Genomic DNA, 22,578 nt, shown 5'->3' on the forward strand with positions numbered 1-22,578 from the left:
ATTTATCAAAAAAAGCCTTTTATTATTCGAATAGTAAAAGGCTTTTTTTATATTTAGCTGTCCATTTGGATGGATAGGTAATACTTCATATAAACAATAGAGATGAAAACAGTAGATAATTTAAACTTCGCTAACAAAAAAGCGCTGATTCGTGTGGATTTTAATGTTCCTTTAGATGATAATTTTAATATTACAGATGACAATAGAATTCAAGGAGCTACTCCTACAATCAAAAAGGTATTAAATGATGGTGGGGCAGTTATCTTGATGTCGCATTTGGGAAGACCTAAGGATGGACCAACGGATAAGTATTCATTAAAACATATTGTATCACATTTATCTCAAGTTTTAGGAGTAGATGTTCAATTTGCTAATGATTGTATTGGTGAAGAAGCTGTTGAAAAAGCGAAAAACTTAAAACCTGGTCAAGTATTACTTTTAGAAAATCTTCGTTTTTATAAAGAAGAAGAAAAAGGCGATGTTGCTTTTGCAGAGAAATTATCGAAATTAGGTGATGTTTATGTTAATGATGCTTTTGGTACTGCACACCGTGCTCATGCTTCAACTGCTGTAGTTGCTCAGTTTTTCCCTGATGCAAAATACTTTGGTTATTTAATGGCTGCAGAAATTGGTAATGCGGAGAAAGTATTAAACAAAGCAGAACGTCCGTTTACTGCTATTATGGGTGGAGCTAAAGTTTCTGATAAATTGGAATTGATCGATGCTTTGTTGGATCGTGTCGATAATTTGATTATTGGTGGTGGTATGGCTTATACGTTTGTAAAAGCGCGCGGTGGAGAGATTGGAAAATCTTTAGTGGAATTAGATAAATTGGATTTAGCTAGAGAGCTTGTTAAAAAGGCTGCTGCTAAAGGTGTTAACTTAGTGTTGCCTACAGATGCTCAGATTGCGGATAAATTCTCTAACGATGCGAATGTATATGACGGACCTAATGATCAGATTCCTGCTGATTTAGAAGGTTTGGATATTGGTAAAGAGTCGGGTGAAGCCTTTGCTAAAATTATTGAATCATCTAAAACAATTCTATGGAATGGTCCTATGGGAGTTTTTGAATTTGATACTTTTGCTGTAGGAACGCGAGCTGTTGCTGATGCAGTGGTTAATGCAACTGAAAAAGGTGCTTTTTCATTGATTGGTGGAGGTGATTCTGCTGCTGCTGTTTCTAAATTTGGAATGACTGAAAAAGTAAGTTATGTATCCACTGGTGGTGGTGCTTTATTGGAATACATGGAAGGTAAGGTTTTACCTGGAGTGAAAGCAATCGAAGGATAATAACGCTTATGTAAATAATAAAAAAGGCATCGTGAGATGCCTTTTTTATTTAAAGGGCTTTAATAAGTATAATTTAAGCTGAATGTGGGAACAACTTTTTGTGTCGCTGTTATGTCATTGATATAGGTTAGTTTAAGAGCTGCTTCGAAATTGGGTAATGGGAATCGGAATGCGTTAAAATCAGCAGAAATTGCTAAACCAAAAGATTTTGGACTCGCATTGGATTGCTGATGGATATTTTGATAATCAGCAAACACACCACCTTTAATACGTTTAATATAAGTCAACCCTCCAATTGCCCAGTCTGGGTAGCTGATGGGGAACCTGTAGTTCAGCAATAACGTGTTTTTAATTTTCTCGTACTTGTAATATCCATATCCACTGATGGTGGGGATGTCATTGCTATATTGGTACTGACCCGATGCTTTTTGATAGGCGAATCTCAGTTGAAAACCATGATTGCTTAAAAAACCAGGGGTATAGAAACCCGTTCTGATTGAAAATATATTTCCATGTAGCTGATCTTCAAAGGGAAGGTGCCGGTAGGTAATGCTAAAATTTTGTCCCCATTTTGGAGTTATATCCATTTTTGCCATCATCGCATTCCTATTCCAATAAAATTGATACGTTAACGGTAACAATACTTTTGTGGTAAAGTTATTGAGGTTTCTGATACTTAAATTGTATCGTTGTAGGTATGATGTAGCAAAATTGAAACCTGTGCTGTAGCTATAGTTGCGTTTGTAATATCCTAGGGGTATTGCAATTTGTGCGGATACATCATGTTCTCTCCAGTCAAAGTTGAGCGTGCTATCCGCTTTATTGGCGATAGTAGCTGTCCCGATTTGACCTTTGTTTTCATATTTTAGGGTGAATTTTGGGAGGTATTTATTGTAATTTAATGTCGCGGAGTAGATTGATTTTTTGATATCTGTGTCATATTCATAACCCATTACTAACTGTGTTGTATTGAGTATATTATTTGATAGCCAGAAAATACCAGGTCTAAAATTGTCTAAGCTTTCAAAATTGGTGTTGCTTAATGAAAGGCTATGGAAGTTGAATGTTCTGGAAATACCTTTATAAGGACTCACGATATAGGCAGTCGAGCTATCGGTGGTGATTTCAATGTGTTTGTTGTTGAGTTCCTCGTTGCCGCGATAAGGTGTCGGTCGAGTTTCCTCGTTGCTTTGGTTGTTTAAGGTTATTTTGGATATTTTATATCCATTGTGCTGATAATTATTGAAAAGTATTTCATTATGCTCGGGGTTATAAGTCGGATTGAAAGCTCCGAAAGGAGCGCGAGTTAATTTGGAGGTTATTTTTGACTGTTTATTATATTGGAATAAATTATCTTCACCGCCATATTGTGCTTTGAACAGGATGTTGTTCTCATCGATATATTGTGGTCTTTCAAACTGTTCGTTTCCCCAATCTTGGAGGAATGTCATTTGTGTGGAATCTAGTGGTATTTCCACCAAGTTAGTTCCTTTATTTGAGATTGCAATGGCGATGATTTTAGTACCATCGGCATTAAAACACGGTTGTTGTAAGAATATATCTGCATCCATTGGGATATTTTTCAATACTTTCTTCGTATTGATATCGATTATGCTAATGGATGTTTGGTTACCTAAGTCTACTTCAATAGTTAATATTTCTTGCTTGAAAGGGTGAATTATCGGGTAATAATACCTGCTTTTGAAACTTATTTGTTCGTATTTCGCAGTCTTTAAATGGTAGATATTGATGACATTATAGGTCCTTTTTGTATAACGTAAATCTCTTTTTTGTTCGTCCCAAGTAATCATGTTATTCCTGAAATCGTAATTTGGGGTGATTTGACTCCCAATGTTTATGAGTGTTGAAATACGGTTGTTGGTGTCTATTTTAACGATTTTGGAGGTGTTATTAGCTGATTGTAATAAGGCTAATAAGTTATTGTTTTCATCTCTTTTAGGTAAAAGCCAGTCTTGGTAGTTTTTGCTTGATTTGGGCTCTATTATCTCATAGAGGTCTTTCTCGCTTATATCTGTACGCCATTTATGATTGAGGTCGTTCATGGTTCTCGTGAATAAGCCACTATTGTTGTAGCCGGTCATTTTTTTTAGCGATCGGCTAAAATTGTAAGGTGTGAGTATATTTTTCTTAAGATTATCGTACAATTCCGGTTCAAAGTTTTCCTTGAAATTTTGTTTTAGATAATGGGTCATAAAATAACCTATTGTATAATAGCTTGGTACTTTGTCACGATATGAACCCAATAAGTATTTTTCAAATTTATATTTTTTATTAACGCTTTCATTTGCTTTTAGAGGCATTTCAAAGGATGGTAGTTTTCCTCTTCCTCCTTTTGAATAGTGGGTTTCTGTCCATGTTGCATCCCCTTCAAAGTACCAAGAAGGGAGTGTGAGTCCATAGATCGCGAGTGCTAGTTGTTCTAGAAAAGGAGCTTTGAGCTTGCCTGTCAATTTATCGAACTGAACGACGTGTCTAAGTTCGTGCAGTGCGAGATTGGGAAGCCATTCTTGGTTGTCGGGTTTCTGGTGTAGGGCTGCTATAGAGTTCGGATTTTCTAGGGGCAAGCTGAACAAAACCATTGGGTTGCAGCTGTGTGTTTTGTAGAATTAATGAAATCTTTCTGGGCGTTACTTGAAGGTCTCTACTGCTAATTTTTAAATACGTTTCAATTTGATGCGCTAAGGTAATAGCACCATTTTTCATCTCGATGGGGAAGATAAGCCTAAATTCCTGACAGTCTATTTGATGCCATTTTTGAGACGGAGGTGCTTGACTATCTTCAAAAATTTGACAGATTCCGGTATGAAAAGTTAAAATTGATAATAGAATTGTTAACCAGTATGTTTTCATGTATTTCAGTTGTGTGCTATATTTAATGCATCAAGTATATTTGCTTATAATTTGCGTTATCAGGTTTTTTAACGGTGTATATCACATAGGTGTGTTTATTGTGTTTTTTGTAATTCTGTCGGATTATTTATGCTAAAATAAGATAACTTTTTTATTTAAAATTACTCATTTTGCTATTGTTTTATCCCCTTGGGCGAAGTCAAAAATTAGGGGCTATAAAAATCACTTTTTTTTGTGGCACATGCATGGGTTTGTTTTAGGCTAGTGGGCATTTTGAGTAAATCAATTTTCTGTTTATTTATAGCTGTTTTACAGTGAGTTGTTTTATTATCCTATCTTGCCTAAAGATAAGATAATGGTATTAAAAAGTGATTTTATCAGTTGTTTCCTTTTTGAGATTTAGTATTTTTAAATACTAAATCAAATAAATTCTTATATTATTCTAAAAAAGACGATTTTTGCATAAAATTTTAAATACACCGATGTAGCATATTAGTAAAGGAAGGGAATTATGGAAGAATTGGAAATGCAGGTAGAACAAATCGAACAGTTCATTGAGTCGAAGGATAATGATGGATTACAAGCATATTTAAATGAGCTAAATATTTCAGATGTAGAGGCGCTAATTGATGAGCTTCCTGAATATGGCCATATATTCATAGAGACCCTAAATTTGAACCGTGCGGTTAATGTGTTTCGTATCTTGGATTTCCCGACACAAGAACGTATTTTTAAAAAGCTTTCCGGTACTAAAATCAGTGAATTAATCAATGAAATGCCCCCCGATGATAGAACTTCCTTTTTTAGTGAGTTGAAGGATGGGGATGTAGTGAAGCAATTGATTATTCTACTGCCTCCGCAAGATCGTAAAGAAGCCCTTTCTTTATTAGGTTATCCTGAAGATAGTGTTGGTCGTTTGATGACACCCGATTATATCACGGTGAAACCACATTGGAATATTATTCGCATTTTAGAGCATATCCGTAGGTATGGGAAGAATTCGGAGACGATTGATGTTTTGTATGTTATTGATGCAGCAGGTAAATTGATTGATGATATCCGGATTAAAGATGTACTCATGGCCGATCCAAATGTTGTTGTTGGTGAGCTTATAGATAATCGTCTCATTTCTTTAAATGCCAATGATCCCCAAGAAGAAGCCATTAATATTTTCCGGATGAACAATCGAGTGGCCTTGCCAGTAATCGATGAACAGGGGATTATGTTGGGAATTGTTACGATTGATGATATACTATGGGTGGCAAATGAGGAATATACCGAGGATATGCAACGATTTGGGGGAACTGAAGCCTTGGACGAACCTTATCTGGATGTTTCTATAGTCAACTTGGTCAAAAAGCGTTCTGGCTGGTTGGTGGTATTATTTTTCGGACAACTACTCACGGCGACCGTTATTGAGCATTTTGAGCACCAATTGGCGAGTGCTATCATGTTATTTGCTTTAATGCCACTCATTATATCGAGCGGGGGTAATAGTGGCTCGCAGGCGTCTACATTGATTATTCAGGCAATGGCTCTAGGTGAGGTAACGATAGGGGATTGGTGGCGAGTCATGAAACGAGAACTTGTTTCTGGATTCTTACTCGGATTGATTCTTGGTGTCCTCGGATTTATCCGAATCATGACCTGGCAAGCTTTTTCACATGTTTACGGTGAACATTGGGTTTTGGTAGGACTTGTGGTGAGCTTATCATTAGTAGGCGTTGTCCTATGGGGGTCGTTGATGGGATCGATGCTTCCTTTTATATTGAGGAGACTCGGAGCTGATCCCGCTAGCTCTTCCGCTCCATTTGTATCAACTTTGGTAGATGTAACCGGCCTGTTAATTTACTTTACATTTGCTGTTTTACTCTTAAAGGGTGTTTTGATCTAAATGCCATGAAATTTATTCTAGTTGGAAGCGAGGGAGTTGCGAAAAATGTTTTTAAAAGATTTGTAAGAGTGCAATAATCTTCCGATAATTGCATCACCGAAACGGAATTGACGCTTCGGAAAAGTAAAAGGATTCCTGAATAGCTCAGTTGGTTAGAGCATCTGACTGTTAATCAGAGGGTCGCTGGTTCGAGCCCAGCTTCAGGAGCAAAACGATTTTGAATAGTAAAATCGTCATTCAATCGAAAATCTAGATTGAACGTATTAAGAGATAAGAATTTTAATTCTTAAATGACCAAAGAGCTATAGTAATATACTCTTGAATGATTCCTGAATAGCTCAGTTGGTTAGAGCATCTGACTGTTAATCAGAGGGTCGCTGGTTCGAGCCCAGCTTCAGGAGCAAAACAAAGCCTTTCCATTTTGGAGAGGCTTTTTGCTTTTGTTATGTTTTTTTTAAAATGTGCTGGCGAGCCTGAATGCTAAAGGAGGAAAATTGCTATTTTGCTATAGGTTGAAGTCTATCTCATTGCTCAAGTGTGATTCCCATGCCTTAATAACATACAGCTTCTAATAAAAAAAAGTCTACTATACTTGGTCTGGATGTCTTTATAGCATTTCAGATGTTCTCTGAGTAGATAATGTCAGATGTGATTATATTGTTGGGTTACTGGGGTAATATTGGACTAGATTTTGAAATGGCAAGTTGTAGTTGAAGGGTGGTATAGCTTTTCTTAATGCTGTAGGATTACTTGCGATATACTGCCTTTTGATGATTCTTACATGTTTTAAAGAGGTTCGATAGCTTAGAGAAGATAAATATTCTGGTATTCATTGCAGTATTTGTATTCATGTTGTGGTTTCGTATCCGAAAGAAATTAGCGTGGATGTATGTAATTGCTTTGTTATCAATCGATATCATGCGGTCTTCTGGATGAGGTTTATATTTCTAGCGCTAAAAAATAAAAAATATTTAAAAAAATTTGCAAATACGTTGAATTTAGCTATTTTTGTAGCGTCAAAAGGGAGGGATATTTAGTTGTCCTTCTTGAGAAGATTCCTGAATAGCTCAGTTGGTTAGAGCATCTGACTGTTAATCAGAGGGTCGCTGGTTCGAGCCCAGCTTCAGGAGCGTTAGGTGAAACCGGCTTTTAAGCCGGTTTTTTTTGTTTAAGTTATTTATTTATATACCTATGAGTTTAGTAGTAATGGGCACGGTAGCATTCGACGCTATCGAAACACCTTTTGGTAAAACAGATAAAATTGTTGGCGGAGCTGGTACTTTTGCAGCCCTTTCAGCATCTTTCTTATATGATAACGTCAAATTAGTAGGCGTAATTGGTGAAGATTTCGGAGATGATAACTTAAATATCATTACTAGTAAAGGTATAGCTGTTGAGGGGATTCAAATCATTGAAGGCGGAAAATCATTTTTCTGGGCTGGTAAGTATCATAATGATATGAATAGCCGTGATACCATCACGACAGAATTAAATGTATTGGCAGATTTTGACCCAATTATTCCTGAATCTTATCAAGATTGTGAATTCTTATTGTTGGGTAACGCTACTCCTCAAGTTCAAATGACGACTTTAAATCGCCTAAAAAACAAACCTAAATTGGTTGTTTTGGATACCATGAATTTCTGGATGGATATTGCAATGGATGATTTGAAAGCAGTATTGAACCATGTTGATGTATTAACGATCAATGATGGTGAAGCTCGTCAATTGTCAGGTGAATATTCGTTAGTGAAGGCTGCAGAAGTTATTTTACAAATGGGACCAAAATATCTAATCATCAAAAAAGGTGAGCACGGTGCATTATTATTTGGTGAAGGACAGATTTTCTCAGCGCCTGCATTACCATTGGCTGAGGTATTTGATCCAACTGGTGCTGGTGATGCATTTGCAGGTGGCTTTATTGGCTATTTAGCAAAAGTAAAAACAATCAACTTTACAAATATGAAGAATGCCACTATTTATGGGTCGGCATTAGCATCTTTCTGTGTTGAGAAATTCGGTACTGAGCGATTACAAACGTTGACTCAGGAAGAGATTGAAGCTAGATTGAAAGCATTTGTATCGTTGGCTAAGTTTGAATTTTAATTATCCAATCTTTCCGATAATAGGAAATTTTATAAATACTTGATCTGAATGAGGAGCTTCTGCAAGCTCCTCAGTTAGGTCTTGACCTGCCCAATGTTCGTAATGTTTGCCTGCTCTCCACAGTCGACTATCGGTGACATCATATATTAATCCTCTAAATGCAACCCATATCTCAGGTCTATCTTGACCATTTCTTAATGCTAATTTAGACTTCGAGTACACCGTAAGATTTTCATAATTATCCATGGCCGAAGTTAAAAAATCTTAATCGATAAGCTTATAGGTCGATAATGATTTTTTCATTACTTTTCGAGCAATATGTATTCGCGTTTTAACAGTTCCAATTGGTATGGATAAATGCTCTGATATTTCATGATACTTATATCCTTCGAAGTACATGCTAAATGGGATATAATAATCTTCAGAAAGTTTTGAAAGAGCCATGTGGATATCTTCCATAACAAATTTATTTTCTCCTTGATTTTTAGATGCAGATAAGATTAGATTTGCATTTGAAATCTCTTCTTCTTTGGTTATGAAGGAGTTTGTTTTAACAATTCGTCTATAATTGTTTATAAACGTGTTCTTCATAATGGTATATAACCATCCTTTGAGATTTGTCCCTTCTCTGAAATTGTTAAAGTAAGTAACAGCCTTTAGCAGTGTGTCCTGCACCAAATCGTTAGCGTCCTCGCTATCGTTCGTAAACTTTCTTGCGTAGTGTTTTAGAGAGTCTGATTGCTCTAATACTAATGAGTTGAATTCATACTTAGTCATATCACTGAATTTATATTCATATTTAAATGAATGGTTTACAAAACACTGAGTGAGAAATAATAATTCCCCAGCGATTCTAATACGGTTCAGTTGAGTATTTACAAATAGTATGCTAATTATTGACAATTGATATAAAATTAATAGATATTTAACAGTGGATTTCGTCTGTAGAAATGTTTTTTTTTATGAAATCGCCTATTCAAATGCCTTTAATTCGCGTTTTTTTTTATTCTTTCTCACTAATATTTATTTTATTATTAATCAAAAAATGTTTACTTCGCGTTCTAATTTTACATTGAATTTTTGATAAACATCGTTTATTATTTTAGACGATAGTTCAAAAATTTCATTTCCTGTAGCAGAATGTATATTTATTAGTACAAGAGCTTGATTCTTCCAGACACCAGCTTGTCCTACAACCTTACCCTTCCATTCACACTGTTCAATAAGCCACCCAGCAGCGAGCTTAATTTGATTGTTAGGCATGTTAAAACTAATTATATTCGGGAATAATTCTTTTAATTTATTATACTGTTCTAAGGATATGATGGGGTTTTTGAAAAAACTTCCTGCATTTCCAACTGTGCTTGGGTCAGGTAATTTTTCTACACGGATAGCAGAGACAACTTCAGCGATATCTCGAATGGTAGGATTGGTGATGTTTCTATTTTCTAATTCCTTACTTATTGCGCCATACGTGGTATTTATGGATGGTAAAGTATCTAGCTTATAGGTTACTTCAGTGATAATGTATCGTCCTTTTTGCTCGGATTTAAAGATACTATCTCTGTAAGAAAATTTGCAATCTTCATTGTGGAAAATTCGAAATACCCCTTCTAACGTATCAAAAGCTACGCAACTGTAGAAGATATTCATGAGTTCGGTTTCCATAGGCTCCAATGTTTTGAACAGGGGAGGCGCCGACTGTCCCAGGGATGAGTGCCATGTTTTCTAGGCCATTATAATTATTGTTTATACAGTACCATACCAGATCGTTCCATATTTCTCCTGCTGAAGCAGTAATAAAAATATCTTGCTTAAGTGTTGTCGCTTGTATTCCTTTAATATTTATTTTTATGATATAACCTTGGTATGGCTTGGTAAATAAAATATTACTTCCTCCTCCCAATGTTAGAAAATCCTTCTCGAATATACCTGCTTCAAATGCACTTAGTAGTTGTATGGGGTCGGTTATTTCAATGAAATTTGTAGCAATTTCCTCAATACCAAATGTATTATATTTTTTTAATGAAATAGCTGATTGTATATTTATATGCATTGTTGACTAGTTTTATCAAAAAATCAAAAAAATAAATTATCTTTATATATTAGTTAGTAAAGATAGTACAAAGCAGTTATTAAGGGTAATTAATTTTTGAATTGATGGCAAATGCAGATTTAAAAAGGATTAAGATATTGGAGGCGGCTACACGTCGTTTTGCTCATTTTGGTATGGCAAAAACGACTATGTCTGAGATTGCAACAGATTTGAATTTTTCAAAAGCACTTCTTTACTATTATTTTCCAGATAAAAACAGTCTATATTCAGCTGTATTTGAGTATGTAATAGATAAGATGGTTCAGGATATTAAATTGAAAATCGATACTTGTAACGACTTTGAAGAAATGCTGATGTATACCATTGACAAACGAGTTGAAATCATCAATCAATATTACAACTTATTTGAATATACGATCAATATGGTTAAAGAGCTTCCTGAAGAGTTGGAACGTGTATTCAAAGAATCTTTTGTTAGAGAAGTTGATCTTATTGGAGAAATTCTAACTTTAGGTGTAGAGAAAGATGAAATCGAAGTGGCTGATATTGAAGGTACAGCTCGGATTCTTCTCTATTCTCTATTAGGGATGAGAATGGGTATATTGAAGGATATAAAAAATATGCTTTTCCCAACTAAAGATGAATTTGATGTGATTTTAAGTCTACAAAAAAAGATGATGAAGATATTCTTAAAAGGTTTAAGAAAGTAAATTTTCTTCTTTATGCTTAATATCAGTTAGAATTTGTTGTGCGTGAATGCGCGAATTCTCAATAAACCACAGGTGCGTATTTAATCCGCCACAGACAACACCAGCTAGGTAAAGCCCATCTACATTGGTCTCCATAGTATCAGGGTCATGTTCAGGTTGACAAGGCGACTCGTTTGCGATGTTAATTCCTGCTGATTTGAGGAACTTAAAGTTAGGTTTATAGCCTGTTAGTGCCAAAACAAAATCGTTTTCTAAAATAACTTCACCATCTTGAGTCTGAATATGGGCATGAGAGTCGCTTATCTCACTTAAACTGCTGTTATAAAATACACGAATCTCACCAGCTAAAATTCTGTTTTCAATATCAGGTTTGACCCAGTATTTTACTCTTGGACTTATTTCTTTACCCCGAATAACCAGTGTAACATCTGCACCTTTTCTAAATGTTTCAAGCGCTGCATCTATTGACGAGTTACTGGCACCTACTACAATAACTTTTTGGTTTGCATAATAGTGCGGATCTTGATAATAGTGTTTTACTTTATCAAGATTTTCACCTGGTATATTGAGTAGCATTGGGATATCGTAAAATCCGGTTGCTATAATGACGTATTTAGAGGTGTAGATATTTTTAGTGGTTTTTGTATTAAAAATATCATTATGCTTGTCGATAGCGGTCACTTCTTCGAACAATTTAATGTTTAACTTGAATTTCTGTTGAATGCGACGATAATATTCTAGGGCTTCGGATCTCTTGGGCTTCGGAAGTGTGGTTACAAATGGAATATCGCCAATCTCTAATCGATCCGATGAGGAAAAGAAAGTCATGTTTTGCGGGTAATGATACAGCGAATTGACAAGGCATCCCTTTTCTAAGATTACATAGGAAAGGTTATTCAGAGAAGCTTCTAAAGCACAGGCAAGTCCAATTGGGCCTCCACCTACAATAATGATATCGTAATGATTATCTTGCATATTCGCTATTCATTTAAAATTAGTTGTCGTTATTGTTTAATGTCGGTTCAAGCTCTGCATCTGCCTTCTCCTTTAATTGCTGGACCAATTTAGCTATATCCGAAACAATTTTAGTGATAAATTGTAGTTGTTCGGTTAGTAAATTACTGTTTTCGTCCTCAAAATCATCTGTGGCTACTTGATTTTCTGGTATTTGAAAATCTACTGGGATGAATTTATTTTCTTCGTTAGAGCTGTTCAGTGCTCTAATTGCAGTTTCTAGCGCACTCAAAATCTTTCGAATTAACTTAACGTGGTTTTTTGTGATCGTATGGTTGGCTTTCGAAGAAGTAACTTGATTGTGAAGCGTAACAGCAAAAGAGGCAAGCACATGATTAAAAATAACAAACCTATTTACATCTTTAGTATACTTTTGCTTATTCTTGGGTTCTGTTAGCATGCGCTGGAAAGTTGAACCCATATTGGCCGTTTCTACGTACAGTTTTTTTCGTACTAATTTGTACTCTGTGATGGTCGGGTCATTTCCTGCAATCTCTTTCAATGTCAGTGCGATATAATGGTAGCTGGCAATCAATAGCTTTTGCATCGATTCTTTAATTTGAGTCGATTCCCAATTTGGGAAAATAACGTAGCTTGAAAGAAAAGCAATCATTCCTCCGATGAATGTGTCTAAAATACGTTCTTTCGTTACCTCCATTGTATTTGTACTCACAAAGCTTAGCATGATGAGGACATAGGGGGTCATGAAAATAACGGCAACGATATAATTTACTCGAAAAAGACTGTATGCACTTAAGAAGAAAAGTATCAATAAAATGAAACGAATCGTTTCATCATGCACCATATACAGTATGAAAGCACCAATAAGGCCGCCGATAATGGTTCCCATTAAGCGCTGTATATTCCTAGATTTCGTCAGCCCGAAGCCGGGTTTTAAAATCACCATGATGGTTAATAATATCCAGAATATATTTTCACTAATGTGGAACGATTTAGCAAGGAAGTATGTAGCAGACATTACTATAGCCATCCGTAAGGCATGCCTGAAATAAGTTGAATCTAGTGTTAAGTTTTCTCTAATCTTTTTAAAATCGATGATAGAGGGTTCGATGAATTTTTTTGCGTCATCTATTTCCAATTTGCTGACTTCTGTAGATTTCAAATGAGAGTAACTGTAGATATCGTTGATATGTCGAATGATATCCCGAACGTTGATCAAAATTTTTCTTAATGCTATGGTATTATAGTGAAATTCTTTTTCAATACTATCAATTTTCCGATGTAACAGATTGATTTCTTGGTCAAAATTATACATGGGAGTGGGTGTCCTATTGGCATTTAATTGGTATGCAATATGATCCAATTCATTTGTTAATTTTAAAATAATGTGCTTAAATTCATTTAAGATACCTGTATGTCCAAATTTTTCACTGACTGTATTGTAGTCATAATGTGTAGCCATACTTTGTTCAAAAAGATCAATGATATCGTTGAATACGAATGTGAGATAACGACCTGTCTTGGTCGTATCTTTAATGGATCTTTTACTTTGAAACAGTAAATTTCTAACATTTTCTTGATGATTATTGACCTCTACTTGTTTCTCAATAAGCTTAAGATAGTTTTTATCATTATCAACATTAATATCGTAAAAATTGGCTTTTAAACGGAGGTAATCTGCTACATGACGTATTGATTCGGACAACTCCTGTTGTGTTAACCGGTATGGCCTTACTTGTGTAATGGATAAGCTCACGATCATGTACCAAAGGCAGCCAATGCTATAGTAAAACAAATAGGTGAGTGCAGCATATAGTGTAAATGGAGTATCCACATGGATGAGCATCATTAGCGTACACATCAAACCAACGTTAGAAGCTCTCGCATTCAACACAGCAAACATTGCAAAAATGAAACATAATATGGCTATCAATATCGTCACCAGGTAGACATTTGTATTGATAGATACCGTAAGTATAAATGTGATTATGGTGAAGATACTAGTAAAATACATTCCGATACGACGATGGGACGGAGCCCCGGGGGTATCGGATAATCCCAGTAATAATGCACCAAAGGATACGAATGTTTCCATTCATGAATTGCCCCATGGCAGCGAATATAATCACGGGCACAATGCAGCCGATAGTAATCCTGATACCATCGGCGAAATATTGGCTATAAAAAAAACTTTTTATTTCTTGTGTTTGCTTCATAATGTTGAATACAAACAAATATACAAGATCGAATAAGGAAAAGCTACGCTATTTCGATAAAAAGCGTAGCTTTTAAAAAACGGTACGTCGGTGTTAGATACCGCTAACTTTTGTTTGTACATTTCCTTTTGTTGCCTTGGAATAAGGACATACGAGATGTGCTTTTTCTGCTAATTTTTGAGCTTCTGCAATACTTAATGTAGGAACATGTAAGTCAATTTCTGCTGAAAGAAAGAAAGCATTATTTTCTTCGTTGAATGTCACTCGGACGGTAACTGTTGCATCGGTCATATCGACATGATTTTTCTCGCTCACAGCAGCCACGGCTCCTAAAAAGCAGGAGCTCCACGCGGCAGCAAATAATTGTTCCGGATTGGTTGCTTTACCCTCACCTCCCATTTCAGTAGGTTTTTTAACAATCAAGTCAATAATCCCATCGGAAGATTTTACTTCCCCGTTGCGTCCTCCTGTTGCAGTCACTGCTGCTGTATATAATTGTCCCATTACGTATATTATGATTGATGTAACTATCATAACAAATGAGAATTGAATTTGTTCTTAATAATATTGTAATGTTAAGATGTTATTGTTAGCTATTTTTCATTTATACCTTTATTAAGATATAAATTTTATATATTTGAATGTTTGAAAATATTTAAACATTCTCCAATAACTACAATTGTTTTTTCTATAATATGAAATTAAGTACAAAAGAAGCCGTTTTTCAAAACGAAGTTTTGACGCGATTTGAACTTTTCAAAAGTTTATTTTTAACACTACCGTTTCAGCAAGTAAAGGATACAGGTACCTTATTGCCATTTTTTGCAAAGCATTGTGAAAATGGTGTAGAGAAGCATCAGACACCTGAGGAAATTATCAATAGCTTTTTTGAACAACACGATATTTATTCGGATGAGGAGACTCAGATCGATTTATTGTTTCGTTTTGTGCAATATATAGAAAGGCAAGTTGTTTTGTTTGATGCGATTGAAGATTCGTCTTTTAAAGCAATAGGTAAGACTGATAATTCAGCGCAGCTTGGTTCTTTGATTAAATCAGCTGAAGCTAATCCGGAACTTAAAAGAAAAATCGTTGCGAAATTAAAGGATTTTTCAGTTCGTTTAGTATTGACCGCTCATCCAACTCAATTTTACCCGGGCTCCGTTTTATCGATCATCAATGATTTAATTAGTGCAATTAAAGAGAATGATATTCACAATATCCATTTATTATTGCAACAATTAGGAAAAACTCCTTTTATCAATAATAATAAACCAACTCCAGTAGATGAAGCTATTAGCTTAGCTTGGTTTCTGGAAAATGTATTTTATAAGGTTGCTTCAGAAATTCAGACCTATATCGATGATGAGTTAGGAATCGAGACTGCTGAAGTAAAACAGTTAATTGAGCTTGGTTTTTGGCCTGGAGGGGATCGCGATGGTAATCCAAATGTTAGTGCCGAAAGTACAAAAAAAGTTGCTACGTTGTTAAGAACAATTTTGTTCCGTTGTTATTATAGGGATTTCAGAGTTGTTAAGCGTCGTATTACTTTTAGAGGGGTTGAAAAATATATGGACAATCTACAGGAACTGTTTTATGAAAATAGTTTCAATCCTGTTGAAGCTCCTATCGATGAGACCGACAATATTATTGAAAACCTAAAAGCTATACAAAGGGTACTTCATGAAGATCACAATAATCTTTTTGTAGAGATTGTAGATGATTTATTGCGTAAAGTGATGACTTTCGGTTGTTTCTTTACAACGTTGGATATTCGCCAAGATAGTAGTATTCTGACACAGACCTTTGATTATATCACTAAGAAATATCCAGAAGAGACAGGTGTTGCATCAGGATTTGGATTGTTGTCTGAAGAAGATAAACAAAAAAATATCAATTTTAAGGAATTGGATCTGATTTTTGATGATGAAGCTACGGCATTGGAAAAAGATACCCTAGAAGTAATACGTTTATTAAAGAATATTCAAAAATCGGGTTCTGAGCGTGCTGCTCAACGATTTATTATTAGTAATTGTCAACAAGCAAGTGATATTTTAGGATTACGACAGTTGTTCCTATGGTCGGGCTGGACTAAAGACACCTTGACGATTGATTTTGTACCCTTATTTGAAACCGTTGATGACTTAACTCGCGCGGCCGATGTGATGAAATCATTGTATACCAATAAGGAATATGCAAAGCATCTTAAACTGAGAGGTAATAAGCAAACGATTATGCTTGGTTACTCTGATAGTACAAAAGATGGTGGTTATTTGATGGCCAATTGGTCTATTTATAGTGCTAAAATAGAATTGACAGCAATTGCGAGAGAATATGGTGTGGATCTCGTTTTCTTTGATGGTCGTGGAGGGCCGCCTGCAAGGGGAGGAGGTAAGACACAAAGATTCTATGCATCCATGGGACAGGAAATTGCAAATGATCATATACAATTGACCATTCAGGGACAGACCATCAGTAGTCAATACGGCTCATTAGATACGGCTAGGTTCAATATTGAGCAATTGCTACATGCTGGTATCATTTCTGATCTGAAACAAAAATCTGGTGATACATTGACTCCGCATCAAAAGGGCATAGTGGATCGTTTAGCAGATTTGAGTTACAATAAGTTTATGGATTTACGTCAAAATCCATTGTTCTTAAGTTATTTGGAGACCTTATCACCTTTGAAAGTACTTTCTTCGATCAATATCAGTAGTCGTCCTGTTAAAAGGAATTCAGATAAAGAGTTGAAGCTTAAGGATTTGCGCGCCATTAGTTTTGTAACTGCTTGGAGTCAATTGAAACAAAATATTCCAGGTTTTTATGGAGTGGGTACGGCGCTTAAATGGGCAGAGCAAAACAACCTTTGGAAGGATGTACAGCAATTGTATCTGTCTTCAGGTTTTTTCCAGACGTTAATCGATAATTGTATGATGTCGATGACTAAATCGAACTTTGACATTACATCTTATATGCAGTTTGATGAAAAGTACGGCGAATTTTGGAAAATGCTACATGAGGAGTTTTTGGTTACCAAAGCATACTTGTTGAAGCTTAGCAATACATCAAAATTAATGGAGAATTACCCTATAGATCGTGAATCTATTTTGGCGCGTGAAAATATCGTATTGCCCCTATTGATAATACAACATTATGCTATCAAATTAATTAATGAAGGCAAATTAGATGAAAAGAAAAGAGAAATCTATGCTAAATTAATTGCTAGAACCATATATGGAGTAGTCAATGCTGGTAGAAATGTGGCATAAAGTTTCAACTCTTTTTTAATAAGAGTTTTGAAGCCCGTTTATTTTATTATTTTTGTGCTGTTAATATAATCGATATGAAATTTAATAAGTTATTTGTTGCGGTAGCAGTTTGTGGAAGTTCTTTATTAGCTTCTTGTAACTACCAAACAGGTTTGGATAAACAATATAAAAACTCACGAGCTTCTTTAGCTGATGGCGACGGATATGCTATGTTTAAATATGTTGGTGAGGAAGGAAATTATTTAGTGAATTTAGCAAAGTTTGCTGAGTCAAAATCGACATCAGCTGAGACGAAAGCTTTGTCATCTAAGATTCAAGAAGCGTATAGTACGATACTTCCACACTTGGACTCCTTGGCATTATCACTGCATGTGAATGATGCTATGAGAGGTGTTCCTGCTTTTGAAGTACCTGCTGCATTAGCTGCTGATAGTACGTCTGTATTCAATGATAAGGCGTATGCTGCTACAGTTTTAAAAATCCAAACTGAAGTAAATACTAAATTGACTAGAGAGTCAAAAAATACAAATGCGGATATTAACCACTTTTCAGAGGAAAGTTTAACAAAACTACAAGAGGTTTACAAACTTGCAGGTGGTAAAGTAGACGAGCACGCACATCACTAAATAAAAAATACTTTAATGACTGTAAATAAAATAGTTACAGGTGTTTTGTCGTATGGAATGTCCGGAAGGGTATTCCATACGCCATTTATAGCCAATAATGATCGGTTTGATTTGCGAGCTGTGGTTGAACGATCTACTAAAAAAGCCCAATTGGACAATCCTTCGATTATCAGTTATGATAGTGTCGAACAATTACTGGCAGACGAAGCAATTGAGCTAGTGATCATCAATACACCTAATGATACACATGTTTCCTTTGCTAAGCAGGCTTTGTTAGCTGGAAAGCATGTGCTGATTGAAAAACCTTTTGCTCCTACTGTTTCTGAGGCGAAAGAGTTGTTCGATTTAGGAAGAAAGGTGGGTAAGTTTGTATTACCCTATCACAATAGAAGATTTGATTCGGATTTCAATGCCCTAGCCTCGGTTTCTACACTCTGGAAAGGTAGGAGAGCCTGTTGAGGTTCACTTGCGATTTGATCGCTTTAGAGCTGAGATTGGGCAGAAGGTTTTTAAAGAGACTAAGCGCCCTGGAGCTGGTATTTTATTTGATTTGGGCTCTCATCTATTGGATCAGGTAATATCTTTATTTGGTAAACCAATATCTGCCATAAAACGGACATCCATCCATCGCAAAGATTCTGAAGTGGATGATTTTGCAACGCTATTATTGACTTTCGATAAAGGACTTACGGTGTTCATTACTGTTAGTATGTTGGTTTTAGAATCTCAATATAGTTTTTTATTACATGGTACTGAAGGCACTTTTGTAAAAGGCCGAACGGATGTTCAAGAAAATCAACTGCTTGCCGGCATTAGTCCGATTGAGGATCATTATGGGGAAGAAAATCAGCATGAAGAGGGTTTACTGACTTATTTGGACCAAGGCAATATGGTATCAGAAAGCGTAAAATCGATTAAAGGTGATTATATGCTGTTGTTTGATGCAGTATATGAGCAGATTAGGAATAATAAGGCTTATTTTGTAACTGAAGAACAGATTTATTGGCAATTGGAAATATTACAACAACCGACTTTGTGTTAAATTATTATCGTGTTCATAATAATTTAACATTAACATCATCTCGACTTCATTTATTATTTATAATTTCGAAACAATTAAGGAGGTCTTTTTGTGAGCGCTAATGGACGTGTTTGCAAAAGATAAACCAAAATCATTTTTATTTACTTTAAATGCTTTAATGTGAGATATGCTGCCATCGATATCGGCTCAAATGCGGTTAGACTTTTAATTGCTGATATTATTCAAGAAAAAGAAGGTTTTTCTTTTAAAAAGAATACACTATTAAGAGTTCCACTACGTCTTGGGGACGATGCTTTTATTCATCAAAAATTATCGCCTAAGAAAGCGGATAATCTAGTAAAGACAATGCGTGCATTCCGTGAATTGATGGATGTGTACAATGTCGAAGATTACATGGCATGTGCGACATCTGCAATGCGCGATGTGACCAATGGACCAGAAGTTGTTAAAAAAGTAAGTGAAATTGGCATTGATATCGCTATTATCGATGGAAACTAAAGAAGCTGAGATTATTTACAATAGCCATTTGGAAGCAAAGATGGATATGGATAAGGTTTATTTGTATATCGATGTTGGTGGAGGAAGTACAGAGTTGTCTTTGTTTGCCAATGCTAAATTGGTGAATTCAAAATCCTTTAACCTAGGTACAATTCGTATTTTAGACAATAAGGATGAACAAGAGACTTGGGATGATTTAAAGGAATGGGTATCCCATAATACGAAAATGTATAAGCAGGTATATGGCATTGGTACTGGTGGAAATATTAACAAGCTCTCACGTTTAGCAAATGAAAAGGCTGATAAGCCAATTTCTTATGCTAAGCTAAAGGCTCTTTATCACTATTTGACATCTTATTCATTAAAAGAACGAATCACTTTATTGGGGCTGAATGAGGATCGTGCTGATGTCATTATTCCTGCAACGGAGATTTTTATGACCATTATGAAATATGGGCATCTGAAGCAAATTATGGTACCTCGTGTCGGTTTAGTTGATGGTGTAATCCATACATTGATCAAAAAGAACCTGCTAAAATAGGACCGATAAATAAAAATGAATATCTAAGCAGAAAAAGCTTGTAGAATTTAAAAAAACGTTTAAATTTGCGATACCATTTTAAAAATAGGCCCAGGTGGCGAAATTGGTAGACGCACCACCTTGAGGGGGTGGCGCCTGTATGGGTGTGGCAGTTCGAATCTGCTCCTGGGTACATCACGTTGATGATAAAAAAGGTCTGGATATTTCCAGACCTTTTTTTATATTTGATTGGCTCTTACCGTTATTTCTGCGATATCCAATACTTCGATTTCTTTTTCCTTGTCTTTAATTTTAACACCATCTTTTAACATGGTCATGCAAAATGGGCAAGCGGAAGCAACTACAGTAGCTTGACTATCGATTACTTCTTCTATACGTTCTATATTAACATCTTTTGTACCCTTCTCTGGCTCCTTGAACATTTGTCCACCACCAGCGCCACAACAAAGGCCATTGCTCTTACATCTCTTTAATTCGATTAATTGGGCATCTAAGCTTTCCAGTACTTTCCTTGGAGCTTCATAGACTTCGTTTGCACGACCTAAATAGCAAGGGTCGTGATAGGTGATTTTTTTACCCTGAAAATCATGCCCATCTGCAGGTTTTAATTTTCCCTCATCAATGAGAGTTTGAATCAGTTGGGTATGATGTATAAGTTCGTAATTGCCTCCAAGTGCCGGATACTCGTTTTTAAGAGTATTGAAACAATGCGGACATGCTGTTACTATTTTTTTTACTTCATAGCCATCCAATACCTGAATGTTCATCATGGCTTGCATTTGGAATAAAAATTCATTACCAGCACGTTTTGCAGGATCACCCGTGCAACTTTCCTCTGTACCTAAAATGGCATATTTCAATCCGACATGTTGTAGGATACGACAAATATCCCTTGTTATTTTTTGAGCGCGTTCATCAAAACTTCCGGCGCAACCTACCCAAAATAGAATATCTGCGGTTTCACCTTTGGCCGTCAATTCTGCCATGGTCGGTACGTGTAATTCTTTTTCCATCATTATAGTTCTGTAAAAGGGTTATTGTTGAGAAGTCCAGTTTGCACGATCCATTTGCGAATATTTCCATGGAGCACCATTATTTTCGATATTCCCAAACATGGTATTGATGCTCGCTGGCGCTTGAGATTCTTCCATAACAGTATATCTTCGCAGCTCAACAATAATTTCTAAAGGATTTATGTTCACTGGGCATTGCTCTACGCAAGCATTACAGCTTGTACAGGCCCATAGTTCTTCACGTGTTATATATGTGTCTAGTAAAGATTTTCCGTCGTCTACAAATGCCCCATTAGCCTTTATATTCTTTCCCACTTCCTCAAGACGATCGCGTGTATCCATCATGATTTTTCTCGGTGATAATAGTTTTCCTGTAATGTTGGCAGGACAGGATGATGTACACCGTCCACATTCGGTACATGTATAGGCGTCTAATAGGTTTTTCCAGGTTAAGTCTTGGACGTCTTTTGCTCCAAATCGTAGCGGTTGCTCTGAAAGGGGAGGGGTAAAACTAGGGTCCAACATTGCCTTCACCTCATTTGTCACGTTTTCCATATTCGTCAATTCACCCTTTGGTTTCAGGTTCGAGAAGTACGTGTTTGGAAATGCCAGTAGAATATGGAGGTGTTTTGAATAGGGCAGATAATTTAAGAATGCCAATACGCCCAAGATATGGAAACCACCAAGATGTACGCTCAATTAGTACTAAACTACTTGGGTCATGAGGTAGAATGGATACTAAATATTGACTGATTGGAAAGGAGCCCACTGGGCTATAATGAGATCCTCCTAGGAGCTGTAATTTTTGATCTGCCGCATTCATCAATAAAAAAGCTGTCATTAATAGGATTTCTACTATCAAAATAAGGTTAGCATCGGTTTTAGGCCAGTTCGCTAATTCAGCACTATTCAGGCGCTTTAAGTGAATGACATTTCTACGGATTAAGAAAATTATACAGCCTACTAATACACCTAATGCAAGCCATTCAAATGAAGCGATGAGGATATCGTAAAAGCCTCCTAGAAAAGACAAAAAGCGATGGGTGCCAAACATCCCGTCTATGACGATTTCAATCATTTCAATATTGATGATACAAAAACCTATGTAAACGAAAAGATGCAGAATGGCAGGAGTAATTCTTTTGAACATTTTCTTTTGACCAAAGGCTACTAATAGCATAGTTTTAAGACGTTCTCCAGGTTTGTCGTTTCTATTAAGCGCTCTGCCTAAATTAATATTTCTATATAGCTGTCTGGCATTTTTGGCAAACAGCAAGATGGCGCCAATAAAGCATAATGTAAATATAAGTTGGTTAATCATATTTTTTTATCACAGTATACACAAATATAATATAAATAATATAGTATGCATGCATAATATATTATTTATAATTCTTAAAAATAAATGACATATATGGATAAGTGTAAGGTAAGGTAAGGTAAGGTAAGGTAAGGTAAGGTAAGG

Annotated in this window: 22 protein-coding genes and 4 tRNA genes; 15 read left to right on the plus strand and 11 right to left on the minus strand. The window is 35.8% G+C overall.

Going from position 1 to position 22,578, the window contains the following annotated elements; translation table 11 throughout:
* The first annotated feature begins 102 nt into the window (after positions 1-102).
* Positions 103-1,293, plus strand: a complete 1,191-nt coding sequence (locus ACFX5U_RS04085) for a phosphoglycerate kinase (RefSeq protein WP_038696505.1) — start codon at positions 103-105, stop codon at positions 1,291-1,293.
* A gap of 59 nt (positions 1,294-1,352) precedes the next feature.
* Here ACFX5U_RS04085 and ACFX5U_RS04090 read toward each other — a convergent pair whose 3' ends face one another.
* Positions 1,353-3,893, minus strand: a complete 2,541-nt coding sequence (locus tag ACFX5U_RS04090) for a TolB family protein (RefSeq protein ID WP_400262577.1) — start codon at positions 3,891-3,893, stop codon at positions 1,353-1,355.
* A gap of 782 nt (positions 3,894-4,675) precedes the next feature.
* Between ACFX5U_RS04090 and mgtE the strand changes: the two genes are divergently transcribed.
* From mgtE to ACFX5U_RS04115, 5 genes are all read left to right on the plus strand, one after another.
* Entirely contained in the window at positions 4,676-6,058 is a 1,383-nt protein-coding gene (mgtE, locus tag ACFX5U_RS04095) for a magnesium transporter (RefSeq protein ID WP_038696508.1), read from the plus strand.
* Between the two features lie 133 nt (positions 6,059-6,191).
* A tRNA-Asn gene (locus ACFX5U_RS04100) sits at positions 6,192-6,265 on the plus strand.
* Positions 6,266-6,385: 120 nt separating this feature from the next.
* Positions 6,386-6,459: transfer RNA gene (locus ACFX5U_RS04105), tRNA-Asn, on the plus strand.
* A 655-nt stretch (positions 6,460-7,114) separates the two neighbouring features.
* Positions 7,115-7,188 (plus strand) — tRNA-Asn (locus tag ACFX5U_RS04110).
* Positions 7,189-7,249: 61 nt separating this feature from the next.
* Complete coding sequence (locus tag ACFX5U_RS04115) at positions 7,250-8,164, plus strand: PfkB family carbohydrate kinase (RefSeq protein ID WP_280570114.1); 915 nt, start codon at positions 7,250-7,252, stop codon at positions 8,162-8,164.
* On the opposite strand, the gene ACFX5U_RS04120 is transcribed toward ACFX5U_RS04115, so the two are convergent.
* From ACFX5U_RS04120 to ACFX5U_RS04135, 4 genes are all read right to left on the minus strand, one after another.
* Positions 8,165-8,410 carry a cytochrome b5 domain-containing protein gene (locus ACFX5U_RS04120; RefSeq protein ID WP_038696512.1) on the minus strand — a complete coding sequence of 82 codons (246 nt, stop codon included), beginning with the start codon at positions 8,408-8,410 and terminating at the stop codon, positions 8,165-8,167.
* 18 nt (positions 8,411-8,428) lie between these two features.
* Positions 8,429-8,941: an RNA polymerase sigma factor gene (locus tag ACFX5U_RS04125; RefSeq protein ID WP_038696514.1), complete on the minus strand. Its 513-nt coding sequence runs from the start codon at positions 8,939-8,941 to the stop codon at positions 8,429-8,431.
* A gap of 261 nt (positions 8,942-9,202) precedes the next feature.
* Complete coding sequence (locus ACFX5U_RS04130; RefSeq protein WP_400262578.1) at positions 9,203-9,832, minus strand: hypothetical protein; 630 nt, start codon at positions 9,830-9,832, stop codon at positions 9,203-9,205.
* The gene (locus ACFX5U_RS04135) at positions 9,786-10,220 is read right to left on the minus strand and encodes an FAD-binding protein (protein WP_400262579.1); all 435 of its coding nucleotides are present in this window, start codon (positions 10,218-10,220) and stop codon (positions 9,786-9,788) included. Before ACFX5U_RS04135 ends, ACFX5U_RS04130 begins: the two co-directional genes overlap by 47 nt.
* Positions 10,221-10,324: 104 nt before the next feature.
* Between ACFX5U_RS04135 and ACFX5U_RS04140 the strand changes: the two genes are divergently transcribed.
* Positions 10,325-10,930 (plus strand): TetR/AcrR family transcriptional regulator, encoded by a 606-nt coding sequence (locus ACFX5U_RS04140; RefSeq protein WP_038696518.1) that lies wholly within the window; start codon positions 10,325-10,327, stop codon positions 10,928-10,930.
* Here ACFX5U_RS04140 and ACFX5U_RS04145 read toward each other — a convergent pair.
* Together ACFX5U_RS04145 and ACFX5U_RS04150 are read right to left on the minus strand one after the other, a co-directional pair.
* Positions 10,919-11,905, minus strand: a complete 987-nt coding sequence (locus tag ACFX5U_RS04145; RefSeq protein ID WP_400262580.1) for a YpdA family putative bacillithiol disulfide reductase — start codon at positions 11,903-11,905, stop codon at positions 10,919-10,921. The genes ACFX5U_RS04140 and ACFX5U_RS04145 overlap by 12 nt on opposite strands.
* A gap of 19 nt (positions 11,906-11,924) precedes the next feature.
* A complete protein-coding gene (locus ACFX5U_RS04150; protein WP_400262581.1) occupies positions 11,925-13,847 on the minus strand; it encodes an FUSC family membrane protein in 1,923 nt (640 codons plus the stop codon).
* Positions 13,848-13,893: 46 nt separating this feature from the next.
* On the opposite strand from ACFX5U_RS04150, the gene ACFX5U_RS04155 reads away from it, so the two are divergent.
* Positions 13,894-14,157: a hypothetical protein gene (locus ACFX5U_RS04155; protein ID WP_400262582.1), complete on the plus strand. Its 264-nt coding sequence runs from the start codon at positions 13,894-13,896 to the stop codon at positions 14,155-14,157.
* 57 nt (positions 14,158-14,214) lie between these two features.
* Here the strand turns inward: ACFX5U_RS04155 and ACFX5U_RS04160 are convergent, their stop codons facing one another.
* A complete protein-coding gene (locus ACFX5U_RS04160) occupies positions 14,215-14,625 on the minus strand; it encodes an organic hydroperoxide resistance protein (RefSeq protein WP_038696524.1) in 411 nt (136 codons plus the stop codon).
* Positions 14,626-14,816: 191 nt separating this feature from the next.
* On the opposite strand from ACFX5U_RS04160, the gene ACFX5U_RS04165 reads away from it, so the two are divergent.
* The 7 genes from ACFX5U_RS04165 (at position 14,817) to ACFX5U_RS04195 (ending at position 20,272) form a co-directional block, all read left to right on the plus strand.
* A complete protein-coding gene (locus ACFX5U_RS04165) occupies positions 14,817-17,393 on the plus strand; it encodes a phosphoenolpyruvate carboxylase (RefSeq protein ID WP_400262583.1) in 2,577 nt (858 codons plus the stop codon).
* Between the two features lie 74 nt (positions 17,394-17,467).
* Complete coding sequence (locus ACFX5U_RS04170) at positions 17,468-18,019, plus strand: hypothetical protein (RefSeq protein ID WP_400262584.1); 552 nt, start codon at positions 17,468-17,470, stop codon at positions 18,017-18,019.
* Positions 18,020-18,034: 15 nt separating this feature from the next.
* The gene (locus ACFX5U_RS04175) at positions 18,035-18,478 is read left to right on the plus strand and encodes a Gfo/Idh/MocA family protein (protein WP_400262585.1); all 444 of its coding nucleotides are present in this window, start codon (positions 18,035-18,037) and stop codon (positions 18,476-18,478) included.
* A 7-nt stretch (positions 18,479-18,485) separates the two neighbouring features.
* Positions 18,486-19,061 (plus strand): Gfo/Idh/MocA family oxidoreductase, encoded by a 576-nt coding sequence (locus ACFX5U_RS04180; protein ID WP_400262586.1) that lies wholly within the window; start codon positions 18,486-18,488, stop codon positions 19,059-19,061.
* 159 nt (positions 19,062-19,220) lie between these two features.
* Complete coding sequence (locus ACFX5U_RS04185; RefSeq protein WP_400262587.1) at positions 19,221-19,559, plus strand: hypothetical protein; 339 nt, start codon at positions 19,221-19,223, stop codon at positions 19,557-19,559.
* On the plus strand, positions 19,549-20,100 hold the full coding sequence (locus ACFX5U_RS04190; RefSeq protein WP_400262588.1) for a hypothetical protein: 552 nt from the start codon (positions 19,549-19,551) through the stop codon (positions 20,098-20,100). The genes ACFX5U_RS04185 and ACFX5U_RS04190 overlap by 11 nt, the downstream gene beginning before the upstream one ends.
* 88 nt (positions 20,101-20,188) lie before the next feature.
* Positions 20,189-20,272 (plus strand) — tRNA-Leu (locus tag ACFX5U_RS04195).
* Positions 20,273-20,318: 46 nt separating this feature from the next.
* On the opposite strand, the gene ACFX5U_RS04200 is transcribed toward ACFX5U_RS04195, so the two are convergent.
* From ACFX5U_RS04200 to ACFX5U_RS04210, 3 genes are read right to left on the minus strand one after another with little or no spacing between them, the layout of a single operon-like run.
* Positions 20,319-21,113 (minus strand): (Fe-S)-binding protein, encoded by a 795-nt coding sequence (locus tag ACFX5U_RS04200; protein WP_280571749.1) that lies wholly within the window; start codon positions 21,111-21,113, stop codon positions 20,319-20,321.
* Positions 21,114-21,134: 21 nt separating this feature from the next.
* Entirely contained in the window at positions 21,135-21,668 is a 534-nt protein-coding gene (locus ACFX5U_RS04205; protein ID WP_400262589.1) for a 4Fe-4S dicluster domain-containing protein, read from the minus strand.
* Between the two features lie 10 nt (positions 21,669-21,678).
* Positions 21,679-22,434, minus strand: a complete 756-nt coding sequence (locus tag ACFX5U_RS04210; protein ID WP_400262590.1) for a hypothetical protein — start codon at positions 22,432-22,434, stop codon at positions 21,679-21,681.
* Between the last annotated feature and the right edge of the window lie 144 nt (positions 22,435-22,578).

It is taken from the genome of Sphingobacterium sp. SG20118 (genome assembly GCF_044740685.1).
Lineage (GTDB): Bacteria > Bacteroidota > Bacteroidia > Sphingobacteriales > Sphingobacteriaceae > Sphingobacterium.